This is a genomic window from Lysinibacillus sphaericus, assembly GCF_002982115.1.
In the GTDB taxonomy this organism is placed as follows: domain Bacteria; phylum Bacillota; class Bacilli; order Bacillales_A; family Planococcaceae; genus Lysinibacillus; species Lysinibacillus sphaericus.
This window is the reverse complement of record NZ_CP019980.1, coordinates 2,204,162-2,216,128: the sequence shown is the minus strand read 5'-3', so window position 1 is coordinate 2,216,128 and position 11,967 is coordinate 2,204,162. Positions and strand designations below refer to the sequence as shown.

Sequence of the window (11,967 nt, the reverse complement as noted above, 5' to 3'; positions counted from 1 at the left end):
ATTTTCACTCCTTATTTTCCTGGGACGATAATTTCCAATAAAATCTTATCGTTCGGTAAGTCTAATTCCTTCGCACGAACCCTCGAACCTGAAGCAATATTTACTCGCGATAAATCAATATAAATTTCAGCTTTATTTGGATTGACCGTAATCCATGAAGGGAAATCCACCGAATCTCGCATAATTTTCATGGTCGTCTCCGGCGGAATGTTTAAAAGCCCTACATTCATCCCTGTTTGCTTTAAAATAATATTGCCTTTTTCATCAACGATCGGGTCAAAATTCATTGAAATCGGAATTTCTGTATAAAAAACAGTTAATTTACTTCGTAATTCAATATCATCTCCAATGGTAAAATCCAATGGCAATGGTGAGCCTTTAGCTGTGTCCTTTAAATATTTTTTGGTAATTGACTCCAACTCTTTCGTAGTCGTTTGTACTACAAGAACATTACCTGTTACGTTTTCTTCACTGTCTGCACTCTTCGCTAATTCAAATCCTTCAACTGGCTTCGTTGCTAAATAAACGACGAGGAGAATTGAAAAAATAACCATACCTGCTAACGCAAAAAATGCGAATTTCCATTTATTCATTTTTTCACTCCCCGAAGCCTATTTCCTTATTAATTTTTTGTTCCATTTTACATTGCTCCATTGCTGCTAAAATTCGCTCCGTCATTTTATCATACCCCTTTGCATTGGGGTGAAAAAAATCCGTGTGATAGACCAGTTCTTCATTTGAATCAAACAAGTCTTCTACAGAGACATAACAAGCGTTTGTATCCTTACTTGCTATTTCTTTGATAACGCTATTCCATTCTGTAATAATCGTATCAAATTCATTGGCCTCATTGGTGACAATTGAAAAGGGATTATAAAACCCGATAAGTAATAACGGTACAGTTGGATTTTTTGCACGTATATTGTCAATTATTTTACTGTAACGATTCTCATAGGTTAATAATTCCTTATCAAAGGCATCTCTTTTTAAGTTAAACAAGTCCTTTTTGACGACTTTCATTACATCATTGCCACCCATTGTTAATGAAATAAGCTGTGCTTGTTGTAACTCTTCATCATAATGCCCTTTTTTTAATAATTTTAATAGCTGATCGCTACGTCTTCCTCTTTTTCCCCGATTCTCAACCTTAACTTCTGATATCGAAGTCCAAGCTAACATTGAATCTGCTAATCTTCCAACATAACCGTCTTGACTATACTCATCCCCGACACCGTCTGTTAATGAATCTCCAAGTGCCAAGTAATGTAGTTGTTTTGCGTTGTCATCATCAATTTGCCGTAAATCCTCTGGTGTAGGCTCAAAAAAATGTTCAAAAATTTGCGTCAATACATTACTAGAGTGCTTTGTCTCTTCCTCTGCTTGTTGCTCATCCTGTCTCATATCTTGCTCCGTCCCTGACTGTTCATGTTCATCGTCAGCCTGCGGACTCGGTTCATCTATTGATATTGCACAACCACTTAGTATTAAGACGGTCAAACATGACAAAATAATTCGCCAGATGCCCATTTGACCACCTTCCATCATTTGCTGTTATTTCTATTATAGATAGTTGTCACGACAAAGAAAAGTGACGATGCTCCAATTTATCAAGAAAAATCTAAGCATATTCATCTCAATACTTGTTAACCATTTTCCAAGCTGACTAAGACAGTAAAAAGCTACTACAATTACTTATGTAGCAGCTCTTATCAATTATTCGGCAAAATAAATAAAACCAATTGCACCTGGACCGGTATGTGTAGAAATAATTGGAGAGGTAAAGGCAATTTCTACCTCATCAAAGCCTGTTCCTTCTACTAATTCTTTTAAGGGATCACCCATTGTTGTTAAACCGTCAGCATGTGAAATTCCTACAGCTTTTACTGATTTACCAGCAGTATCAGCTTGGAATTGCTTAAATAAGTAATTGACAACCTGTTTGTGACTACGAACTTTTGACACAGGATTATATGCGCCACCTTCTAAGTTCGCAATTACTTTTATGTTGAGCAAAGAACCGATAAAGCCTGTTCCTTTACCAATTCGACCGCCCTTAATTAAATTTTCAAGTGTATCAACAATCACATATAAATGTGTATTTTCACGTACTTTGTCTAAACGTGCGACGATTTCTTGCACAGTCGCTCCTGCATCGCGCATTTTAATGGCCTCTCGTAATTGTATCGCAAGCCCAATTGCAATAAAGCGAGAATCAATGACAGTTACATTTGCATCTGTCATTTGTGCCGCCTGTCGAGCTGATTCGACTGTTCCACTCATGCCACCTGTCATATGAATGGAAAGTATTTGATCTCCATCTTTTCCAAGCTCGTCGTACAATTCTTTAAATTTCCCTGGTGCAGGTTGAGAACTTTTCGGCAAATCTTTCGCATTTTTCATTAAACCTAAAAAAGTTTGTGGCTCTAAATCCACTCCATCTATATACGTTTTCCCATCAATTTGAATGGTTAACGGCACAATATGTATACCGTGTTGCATTACTTCTTCTTTTGTTAAATCACAAGTTGAGTCCGTTACAATATGAATTCGTCCCACTTCGACACATCCTTTTACTTCATTGAAATTATTATATAGACTAATGTTTCCATATGTAAACATGACATTTGTCATCTGACTTGTCTATTTCAAGTCTTTTTCATTTACGCTACCTTGGATACTATAGCCTTTTTTCATTAAATTTGTCTAACATTTTCCTCTATAAATCGACATGACATTTTAGATAAGTAAATATATGACAAACATACATAGGAATAGTCCACTGAATAGGCTATTGTAAATATAGAACGAAGGAAGGGTGTACAATGATGAATTCATTTGACTATAAAACACGGAAGGAAGAATTGTGGAATGCCATTACTCACGGGGTAGGGTTGCTCGCAAGTATTCCAGCACTTGTAATGTTACTATTAACGGCTGTTCACAACGGGCGAGCACTGTATATTACAACTTTTAGTATTTTCGGTGCGTCTGTCATTATCTTGTTTATGATGTCAACCTTACTCCATAGTCTGCCTGAAAAATATAAATATTTTTTTGCTATCCTCGACCATTCCGCTATTTATATTTTAATTGCTGGGACCTACACACCATTTTTATTAATCGCACTTGGAGATACATTGGGCATAACACTATTATGTATCATATGGTCGCTAGCCTTACTTGGGGTGTTATTTAAATGCTTTTTTATTCATCGTTTTAATATCCTATCTCTTGTTTTCTACATTGTTATGGGTTGGCTAATTATTTTTGCCATAAAGCCAATCTATCTGTTCTTAGGGAGTGATGGCTTTGCTTATTTATTAGCTGGTGGTTTGTTCTATACAATTGGTGCTATCTTTTACGCGTGGCGCTCACTTCCTTATAATCATACAATTTGGCATCTGTTTGTGTTAGCAGGGTGTGGTTCAATGTATGCTTGTGTGTATCTGTATTTATAAATTAAAATGCATCCACATCGAATATAAAAGACAACGCACGGTGTTACTCGATAAAATTTAAACAGTAATATCAAGAGGTTGTCTTTAATGTCACACATTATATTTTATAATTAGTACATCACTCATAATCTAGTGGTGTACTTTTTTGTTTGCTAGACCTCTAAAGACCCCGTTTATCACCACCTCTACCCTTTATAAGTAAATATTTATATTAATTAAATGTTGTGGTAAAACAGAACGAATATTAACGAAACATACATTCTGTTTGGAGGCAATAGCTTGAAAGAATATAAAGTAAAAGAAGTGGCTGACTTATTAGATAAGCACGAAGAAACTATTAAACGTTGGATACGGTCAGGCAAATTCCCTAACGCATATAGAAATAGCGATAAAGAATTAATGATTCCAGTTAGTGAGTTTGAACAGAAAGGTACTATAAAACCTGAAGTCAACACGCTCGTACTGAACTGAAAGAAATTGTGTTGATTGAACAGTGACCCCACCATTCAATTCAAAAAATAAACGGCCTTGGCTAACCGAAAATCATAAAAGACTTAGTGACTGGGCGATACGAATAGGCAAAGAAACAATTGATTGGTTAATAAACAAGGGTATACCTGTCTCTTTTGCCAATGTTGCTCAATGGTCTAAAGAAGTCGATACCGAAGTTAAGGGATTTACGAAAATACAATACGGTCAAATGAAGAGTTGTATGAATATTACAAGCAACATAGTAAAACCTTTAAACAGAGAGAAAATAACAAAGGAATTAAAACAAACAACTTGAATCTGGACGTTAGTTTCCAAATGCTTAAACCCAATCGTAATCTTGCCAATCTTCATAGGAAGTATATGAAACTATCAAAGCAAGAACTTGCACAAAGACTAATTATTGCTGAACAGTATATTTCAGAAAACGAAAATAAATGGGTTAAAGCTTATTTTGAATCATTTAAGGAGTAAAAAGAGACAGCGATTGCTGTCTCTTCTTCAACTAAAGCACCCCGTTACACTAAGTGAAATGTTTCATAAATCTCTTTTTCCCAATTGCTCTTTAGCCTGCATCTGACTTTAGCTTACTAAAGTCCAAGTTTTTCAGTCGTTCTATTTCAATAAATATCATTAATTTATCGCCGTCATGCCAACACCACTCAAGACTCTCATCCGAATCAACGGTTAAAAGTGAGATCCATTCTGCTCCAGGCGTTGGATCATATGCTAGTGTAGAATGCGAAGGGTAACCTAGAAGATAGTCCGAACTTTTATGTAGAGAATCCCGGATTTCGGTGTATATGTCGCTCTGTGCATCATCGAAAGGCCAGTCCTTCAACTGGTATTCGTCATAAGGAATATCAATAGTCGGGAGAAACTCAATCACTATGGTCTTGCCAATATCTGAATGGGGTGGCATCATCGTCTCAAGATTCGTTGTTTCGGGAATATAGATACCATGAATATATCCGTCCTCAAACGCCTCTAGATAACCATCATCTTCATTATCATAATCATCTGCTACAAAGAGACTTAGGAGTCCTTTCGATGGCAGACCTCTTTCAGTTGAAGTGATTTCTGCGAAATTGATCTGGCCAAGGAAGCGATAAGGCTTTTTCTCATACGTTGGCCATTCGCTACCAATTGGTAAATCAGGTGCTCCTCCAAAACGACTACAGCCCAATTGTGGTTCGGCATCTGTATGCCTAAGTATATCAATTGCTGGCCTCAATACTTGAGATAAATACTCTTTATGATTTGCAATATTTGACTGTTCAATCATCTCTAGAAATTTATTCTTAATCATTATATCCTCCCTGCGTATGTTTTTCTTTAAATGCGGTTTGAATTTCCCACATATTTAATTGTACTTCATCGTATTTGCGAAACCAAAAATAATACCAATAATGGAAAAATATAGACAAGTTGTTATGTGAGAGTTAACAACACTATTCAACTAACCTGCATCGTTAGTTGAATAGCAACAATCTTTTAGAAAACAACCTATATTATTACATAGAAGTTTAAGAATTAGGCTTTACTGTACAATTAATAATTGATATAAGCTCCTTTTAAATTACTGCAACATTAGATTGATTTAATGTTGTAGTAAATTGGGGCATCTGTGTTAAAAAAGAGGATAGATAGAGCCAATTTATGTAAGCTCTTCTATCCCTTTAATTTCTATATATAATGTGTGATATTAAATTAGAATTCACTATTAATAATAGTTTCAGCATATAACTTGAATTCTAATAAAAAAGCTCACACTGTGCGTTTTTTGCAAGTAGGACAACTATTATTTGCTGCTAAATCCTATGTCATTGTCTGCGTTCAAAAATTTGATATTGAAATGTGTAACCTTCAGGTGCTGTTTCTGGTTCTTGTGACGCAACTAAAACAAACTCTTCTTCATATGCTGGAAAAAAAGTATCCCCTTTAAAAGCATGATTAATTTTTGTAATGTATATGCGATCCGTTAGCTCCATAGATAGTCTAAAAATTTGTTCACCGCCAATAATCATGATTTCCGGCACGTCCCCTGCTAACGCAAGAGCTTCCTCAATACTTGTCGCCGTTTCTATTCCATCCGCACGATAATTTGCATCACGTGTAACGACAATATTTCGTCGTCCTGGTAGCGGTCGTCCAATCGATTCAAATGTTTTACGTCCCATAATCATAGGCTTGCCCATCGTTTTTTCCTTAAAATATTGTAAATCTCCCGGTAAATGCCACGGCATACCGTTTTCATAGCCAATAACATGGTTATGATCATGTGCTACTATTAATGAAATCATGCTTACCCTCCAAGTTATATCCTTCATTCTATTATAAACATATTTTTACTTTACTATCGGAATATTTCTGCTCATTATTAAAATAATTTTCTTAATTGATACTAAAACCTAGTAAAATTATAAGAATAGTTTATAATAAGAGTTATTACTTAAACGATTAAAGGATGATGATCATGACACGTTTAACAAAAGAGGCTATTCGCTATATTCAAGAAACAGCTAGAATACCCCATTATTATGAAATGACACCACAGGAAGCAAGAAACTCACGTACAGTTCCACCATGGCAATCTAGCCATTCACCACAACTTGCTTCTATAGAAAATAAAAAAATTAGCGTGCGTGATGGCCAAGAAATAAATATTCGTATTTACATTCCGGAACAGGCAGAAAAATTACCCGTAATTATTTATTATCACGGTGGTGGCTGGGTATTCGGCAATTTAGAATCCGCTGATGCAGGTTGTCGGCTACTTGCAGACAAAGCCCATGCCATTGTCGTATCTATCGATTATCGCTTAGCACCAGAATACCCATTCCCATTACCTTTACACGATGCCTATGATGGTTTACTGTGGGTTTTTGATAATATTGCAACTTTTGGTGGTGATAATAGCCAATTATCAGTAGCTGGTGATAGTGCAGGAGGAAACTTAGCAACTGTTGTTAGCTATTTAGCTGCTACATTTAATGGCCCTAAAATCACTGCTCAAGCATTGATTTACCCTGTTGTAAATCTTGATTTTACGACGGCTTCTTATAATGCTTATGGCGAACACTTTGGTTTAGATAAACAAGGGATGCAATGGTTTGCAGGGCAATATACGGAGACAAACTACTTTACGAATCCACTTGTCTCCCCTTTGCACATTGAAAACTTGAGCGTTCTTCCCAAAACAATAATTATTGCGGCAGAAGCAGATGTACTCTACGATGAAGGACTTGCATATGCTCAAAAATTAGCTAGGGCGGGTGTTTATGTAGAACATATCCCTATGGCTGGTTTGATTCATAGTTACTTCAGTAAAATGGCGTTTTTTGAAGCAGCCACAATCGAAACAGTTGAAAAAATTGCGACATTCGTGAAATAAGTTTGTGTAATGCTACTAAACAATGCGATAATAGAGCAAAATGTTTTTTAAAGGATGACAACATGACACAAACTATTGCTTTACAAATTAACAATCAATTTGCAGGACCATTAAAAAAGGGTTACCCGCTTATTTTAAAAGATGCCGTTGATACACGTAAATTACCTTCTGAAGAAGGTGCCTTACTTCGTCTATTAGATATTCATAACCGGTTTATTGGGACTGGCTATTATGGTATCCAAAATAAAGGCATTGGCTGGCTGTTAACAACCGATGCCGATGAAGAAATTGACAAGACCTTTTTTGCAAAAAAAATTAAAAAAGCCGTTCAAAATCGTGAATTATTCTTTAACAATCCTAATACGACTGCTTTTCGAGTCTTTAATGGCGAAGGTGATGGCATCGGAGGTATAACAATTGACTTCTTTGATGGCTATTATATGGTGAGTTGGTATAGTGCCGGCATTTATTCATTTAAAGAGGTCATTTATGAGGCACTTTCAGAAACCGTAAACTATAAAGCGATATATGAGAAAAAGCGTTTTGATAGTAAAGGGCAATATATCGAACAAGACGATTTTGTAATGGGCACGCCTGGTGAGTTTCCACTAATCGTGAAGGAAAATGGCATGAATTACGCTGTCCATTTAAATGATGGTGCTATGACAGGCATTTTCCTCGACCAGCGTGAAGTACGACTTGCTATTCGTGAACGCTATTCAAAAGCTAAAACTGTGTTAAATACATTTTCGTATACAGGTGCGTTTTCTGTAGCAGCAGCACTAGGTGGAGCTATGAAAACGACAAGTGTCGATGTAGCCAAACGTAGTTTAGCCAAAACAATTGAGCAATTTAGTGTCAATGATATTGACTATGAAGCACAGGATATTAAGGTAATGGATGTATTCCATTATTTCAAATATGCACAACGCCATCAGTTGAAATTTGACCTCGTTGTATTAGATCCTCCTAGCTTTGCTCGAACAAAACAAATTACGTTTTCAACCGCTAAAGACTATCCTAAGCTATTAAAGGATGCAATCGCAATAACTGAAAAAAATGGTATTATTTTGGCTTCTACGAATAATGCAAGCTTTGGTATGAAAAAATTTAAAGGATTTATCGAGCAAGCATTTAATGACACGCATACTCGTTATAAAATTGTGGAGGAATACGGTTTACCAAAGGATTTCCGTGTGCCACGTGAGCATCCTGAATTCAACTACTTAAAAGTTGTTTTTATTCAAAAGCTAAACTAAAAAGTGTGACTTAAGTAAAGTCACTCACAAAGCTAGTAGACAAAGTCGAGTTTTTCAACTTTGTCTACTAGTTTTTCTTAAATCAAGCTTCCATTAAGTTCTTTATCTGACATAGCAAAAGCTTTGACTCAACATCTAAAAGCGAGAGTGAAAGTAAAAGTTTTATTCCCTTTTTATGACTACCAATCCATAAAAAAACAAAAGTGTTAGACCACCTTCCTTCAGTCAACCTAACACTTTTTTTGAGCGTATAGACGCCAAATTTATAATCATTCCCCATTTCGTTATCAACAATTTTTACGCGAATGCGCTGAAAACATATTCAGTAAAAATGGTGCTAGACAGAATCAATTTGTCGATTTTCTAAACTATCGCTTTTTTGCATCGGTTCTACTATTCGCGGTCTTACTGCTTTGTACCATTGTAAGCAAAGCATGAAAATGATCATCGCATCAATTACATCTCCACCATAATACATAACCTTACTTCCGATTTCTGCTTGTGCTATTGGCACACCTTCAGGCGGATGCGCATAAATATATTTTGATAAAATTCCATGTCCGGCCAATGCTATAATTAAAACGATTGCTCTGTAAATAAAGGATTTTCTGTAAGGAACGGGGTCTACATAAAGAATAGAGATCGTAAATACATACCCCGCTAGAAATACATGTAAATGGACAACTACATGTAAGAAACTATTGTCATGCATAAGTGCATATAGGTTAGTCGTGTATAATAACCAAAGCCCCCCGATATTCAGTAAAGTCGCAACTATTGGATGTGTAAGTATACGGAGAGGCCAGCTTTTTAGTATTTTGGTAAGTGCACGTGCTAATGAAGTACTCAAAGTTCTTAGTAAAAGTGTCATAGGCGCTGCCATCACAATAAGCAATGGCGCTAACATGCCTAAAAGTAAATGACTCACCATATGTGCCGTAAAATCCATCGTTGCACGATTTGCTAAAGGCCCAGCAACCGCTATAACCGCTAATACTATCCCTAAAACAAAACATACAATGCGATAAAGGGGCCACGTTTTATAATGACGATTTGAAATAACAGTAGCACTAATATACATGATTAATAAAATACTAAATAACAATGAAAAAAATAGTTGTGCATAATCGTGTAGAAAGCCGTCCTGATTCATCTGAGCAATATGATTACTATGTTTAGCGCTCATAAGATGTAGCCTCTTGTATGTGATAAGCGTTTTTAGTACGGATAGTAAGATAAATCCCTATAATGAGTAGTATTGCAGCAAGGATATTCCAAATTAAATCGTATGTTATTACATTTTCCACATACCTTATCTGATGTATCCGCATTAACTTATGTTGAATAATACCATCATATAATTGAAACCCTCCTGCTCCTAAAAATACACCACCTAGCCATCTTGCTAACCTTAGTCCATTTTTGCGACGTAAATCTGCAAATAAAAATAAACCTGCAATTGTCGCAAACCAACTAAATGCGTGGAAAAAACCATCCGATATTAAACCAATATCAGTTGTCGATTTATCGTAAAAATGATGCCAGCGTAATAGTTGATGAAAAAAGGTTTCATCTATAAATGCAACTAATCCTATACCAAAAAGAAACCCTGACCATATATTTCGTTTTGCATAAGGATATCCATTTTTTAGCATTGAACGATTATTCTCTTCATGGGTTTTTATAATCATTCCTTCTTTCTCTAAGTTTGTGTTATTATTCCCTAATGTCACAGCGATTACACCTTCAATTAAATAGTGCAAATGAAGTTAATAATTGGCACTAATAAAAGCCCCTAAAATCTTCAATCTTTAGGGACCTATCACTTCATTCTTATAATTTTTAGTGTGGGTAATGTGAACGAAATCATTCACAAAATTTTCGCAGTGCCGCACTCAATTCTTCACTAACCATTAGTACACCATGACCAGTAATCATTACATTAGGCTTTAATGCTGCTAACTTTTGGCATGCCATCAAGCAATACAATTCTTTCTTATGCGGATTCCCATATAGCACTAGATTGACAAAACTGTATACATATATACCTTATCTAATACTTCTAGTAACAGTTACTATCAGTCAAAAATAGTTTGTCAAAATCTTCAATTATGTCTATGCATTATTTAAAGTATAGAATGACAATAAAAAGACAAAATATAAGTTCGTAGTGTTTCACTACTTATAGGGCTGCTGAGAGAAATCAAAGCAGCTTTTTGTTATTTTTTCCTATATTTCAAGTCATCAATTTTTCCATAATAGCCCAAACTTTATTGTACGATGAATGGGGTTGCTTTTTCTCATTTTGAATCCCGCGTCTTACTAAACGAAATCCTCTTGCTTCAAGATCTGCAATAGCAACATCTAACTCTTTATTATTTTTGCGCTGTATTGGCGGTAATCGAAACACACCATTTTGTGCTGATAAACGATTAAACATTTCTACATCCCCTTAAAATGTAATCGACTTAGCGTGAGCACATGACATATGATTTATTCAACTAAACTGCCGGTATATATGTCCAATTTAAGAAAAAGAAAAAGTGTTAAATTGACATTAGTCAATCTAACACTTGAGTACAAGTTGCTTCCCGTTCTTCGCTCCATAGGGTCTATCTATCATTTTGGATAACGATACTGTCATCGTACATAAACAACGAAAAGGATAACTTTACTTTATTTTACATTATGCATTATTTGCCAATATTCAGCAGTATTCGTTCTGCGATAAAATTTATAGAACGGCTCATTTGGCCGTGCATGTTGTTGATATACCCCAATTATACGCTGTAAAAAGCTGGCTATTTCTTGCACAAAAACGCCTTTAGCAAAAAGTGTACCCGCCTGTGCTTTTGCCCCCATTGGAATAGCACCTAAATAAACATCGAAGCTATCTTTTTGATAGACAAGTCCAATATCATCATAGACGGCATTATAGCAAGCGGATGCACAGCCATTGACATTTAAACGCAGTCTGGAAGGCACCGTTTGTCCCTGCAACTCAATGTATAATTGTTCTGTTATCTCCGCTGCTTCCATCCTCTCTCCATCACAAAAATCACAAGCCTTGAACGCAATGATGGAGCCTGATGGTGTCATATATAAGCCCGCTTCTTGCAGTTCACTTATAACGTCTTGAACTGTTTGCGTAGGGATAGACAACAATAGATTATAGGATGCTGAATATTTAATGGCCCCACTGTCCCCTACGACTTCTGCAATTTTTTGAAATTGCGCGGGTGTATAATGTTTATTGATAATACCAGGACTTACTGCTAGACGAGTAAATTGACCATCTATATTTAATTTTTCAAATGTACATTCTGGTATATTTGAACGAAATGCATTCATTTTTTATTCTCCTTAA

Annotated in this window: 13 protein-coding genes; 4 read left to right on the top strand and 9 right to left on the bottom strand. The window is 35.8% G+C overall.

Annotation, left to right across the window (positions count from 1 at the left end; genetic code table 11):
- Positions 1–11: 11 nt before the first annotated feature.
- The 3 genes from LS41612_RS11265 to LS41612_RS11255 all read right to left on the bottom strand — a co-directional run bounded on the left by LS41612_RS11265 (position 12) and on the right by LS41612_RS11255 (position 2,556).
- Positions 12–593 carry a YpmS family protein gene (locus tag LS41612_RS11265; RefSeq protein ID WP_024364120.1) on the bottom strand — a complete coding sequence of 194 codons (582 nt, stop codon included), beginning with the start codon at positions 591–593 and terminating at the stop codon, positions 12–14.
- A 4-nt stretch (positions 594–597) separates the two neighbouring features.
- Complete coding sequence (locus LS41612_RS11260) at positions 598–1,527, bottom strand: GDSL-type esterase/lipase family protein (RefSeq protein WP_233433842.1); 930 nt, start codon at positions 1,525–1,527, stop codon at positions 598–600.
- 186 nt (positions 1,528–1,713) lie between these two features.
- On the bottom strand, positions 1,714–2,556 hold the full coding sequence (locus LS41612_RS11255) for a fatty acid kinase binding subunit FakB (protein ID WP_024364118.1): 843 nt from the start codon (positions 2,554–2,556) through the stop codon (positions 1,714–1,716).
- A 266-nt stretch (positions 2,557–2,822) separates the two neighbouring features.
- Between LS41612_RS11255 and trhA the strand changes: the two genes are divergently transcribed.
- Positions 2,823–3,458, top strand: a complete 636-nt coding sequence (trhA, locus tag LS41612_RS11250; RefSeq protein WP_024364117.1) for a PAQR family membrane homeostasis protein TrhA — start codon at positions 2,823–2,825, stop codon at positions 3,456–3,458.
- Positions 3,459–3,737: 279 nt separating this feature from the next.
- Positions 3,738–3,929, top strand: a complete 192-nt coding sequence (locus tag LS41612_RS11245; protein WP_024364116.1) for a helix-turn-helix domain-containing protein — start codon at positions 3,738–3,740, stop codon at positions 3,927–3,929.
- A 583-nt stretch (positions 3,930–4,512) separates the two neighbouring features.
- On the opposite strand, the gene LS41612_RS11235 is transcribed toward LS41612_RS11245, so the two are convergent.
- Together LS41612_RS11235 and LS41612_RS11230 are read right to left on the bottom strand one after the other, a co-directional pair.
- Positions 4,513–5,256: a YwqG family protein gene (locus LS41612_RS11235; protein WP_024364115.1), complete on the bottom strand. Its 744-nt coding sequence runs from the start codon at positions 5,254–5,256 to the stop codon at positions 4,513–4,515.
- 514 nt (positions 5,257–5,770) lie between these two features.
- Positions 5,771–6,250 carry a dihydrofolate reductase gene (locus LS41612_RS11230; protein WP_024364114.1) on the bottom strand — a complete coding sequence of 160 codons (480 nt, stop codon included), beginning with the start codon at positions 6,248–6,250 and terminating at the stop codon, positions 5,771–5,773.
- Between the two features lie 173 nt (positions 6,251–6,423).
- Here LS41612_RS11230 and LS41612_RS11225 point away from each other — a divergent pair, with 173 nt between their 5' ends.
- Together LS41612_RS11225 and LS41612_RS11220 are read left to right on the top strand one after the other, a co-directional pair.
- The gene (locus LS41612_RS11225; protein WP_024364113.1) at positions 6,424–7,341 is read left to right on the top strand and encodes an alpha/beta hydrolase; all 918 of its coding nucleotides are present in this window, start codon (positions 6,424–6,426) and stop codon (positions 7,339–7,341) included.
- Between the two features lie 62 nt (positions 7,342–7,403).
- Complete coding sequence (locus tag LS41612_RS11220; protein WP_024364112.1) at positions 7,404–8,600, top strand: class I SAM-dependent rRNA methyltransferase; 1,197 nt, start codon at positions 7,404–7,406, stop codon at positions 8,598–8,600.
- 337 nt (positions 8,601–8,937) lie between these two features.
- On the opposite strand, the gene LS41612_RS11215 is transcribed toward LS41612_RS11220, so the two are convergent.
- The 4 genes from LS41612_RS11215 to LS41612_RS11200 form a co-directional block, all read right to left on the bottom strand.
- Entirely contained in the window at positions 8,938–9,753 is an 816-nt protein-coding gene (locus LS41612_RS11215; protein ID WP_024364111.1) for a cytochrome c oxidase assembly protein, read from the bottom strand.
- Between the two features lie 22 nt (positions 9,754–9,775).
- The gene (locus tag LS41612_RS11210) at positions 9,776–10,291 is read right to left on the bottom strand and encodes a DUF2243 domain-containing protein (protein ID WP_024364110.1); all 516 of its coding nucleotides are present in this window, start codon (positions 10,289–10,291) and stop codon (positions 9,776–9,778) included.
- Positions 10,292–10,836: 545 nt separating this feature from the next.
- Positions 10,837–11,040 (bottom strand): hypothetical protein, encoded by a 204-nt coding sequence (locus LS41612_RS11205; protein WP_024364109.1) that lies wholly within the window; start codon positions 11,038–11,040, stop codon positions 10,837–10,839.
- 236 nt (positions 11,041–11,276) lie between these two features.
- Complete coding sequence (locus LS41612_RS11200) at positions 11,277–11,951, bottom strand: precorrin-3B methylase (protein ID WP_024364108.1); 675 nt, start codon at positions 11,949–11,951, stop codon at positions 11,277–11,279.
- Between the last annotated feature and the right edge of the window lie 16 nt (positions 11,952–11,967).

What these genes read in the sequence shown, in the direction of transcription:
- LS41612_RS11235 (WP_024364115.1), bottom strand. Translation starts at nt 5,256, where the DNA reads ATGATTAAGAATAAATTTCTAGAGATGATTGAACAGTCAAATATTGCA.
- LS41612_RS11210 (WP_024364110.1), bottom strand. Translation starts at nt 10,291, where the DNA reads ATGATTATAAAAACCCATGAAGAGAATAATCGTTCAATGCTAAAAAAT.
- LS41612_RS11260 (WP_233433842.1), bottom strand. Translation starts at nt 1,527, where the DNA reads ATGGGCATCTGGCGAATTATTTTGTCATGTTTGACCGTCTTAATACTA.
- LS41612_RS11220 (WP_024364112.1), top strand. Translation starts at nt 7,404, where the DNA reads ATGACACAAACTATTGCTTTACAAATTAACAATCAATTTGCAGGACCA.
- LS41612_RS11205 (WP_024364109.1), bottom strand. Translation starts at nt 11,040, where the DNA reads ATGTTTAATCGTTTATCAGCACAAAATGGTGTGTTTCGATTACCGCCA.
- LS41612_RS11215 (WP_024364111.1), bottom strand. Translation starts at nt 9,753, where the DNA reads ATGAATCAGGACGGCTTTCTACACGATTATGCACAACTATTTTTTTCA.
- LS41612_RS11265 (WP_024364120.1), bottom strand. Translation starts at nt 593, where the DNA reads ATGAATAAATGGAAATTCGCATTTTTTGCGTTAGCAGGTATGGTTATT.
- LS41612_RS11200 (WP_024364108.1), bottom strand. Translation starts at nt 11,951, where the DNA reads ATGAATGCATTTCGTTCAAATATACCAGAATGTACATTTGAAAAATTA.
- LS41612_RS11225 (WP_024364113.1), top strand. Translation starts at nt 6,424, where the DNA reads ATGACACGTTTAACAAAAGAGGCTATTCGCTATATTCAAGAAACAGCT.
- trhA (WP_024364117.1), top strand. Translation starts at nt 2,823, where the DNA reads ATGATGAATTCATTTGACTATAAAACACGGAAGGAAGAATTGTGGAAT.
- LS41612_RS11230 (WP_024364114.1), bottom strand. Translation starts at nt 6,250, where the DNA reads ATGATTTCATTAATAGTAGCACATGATCATAACCATGTTATTGGCTAT.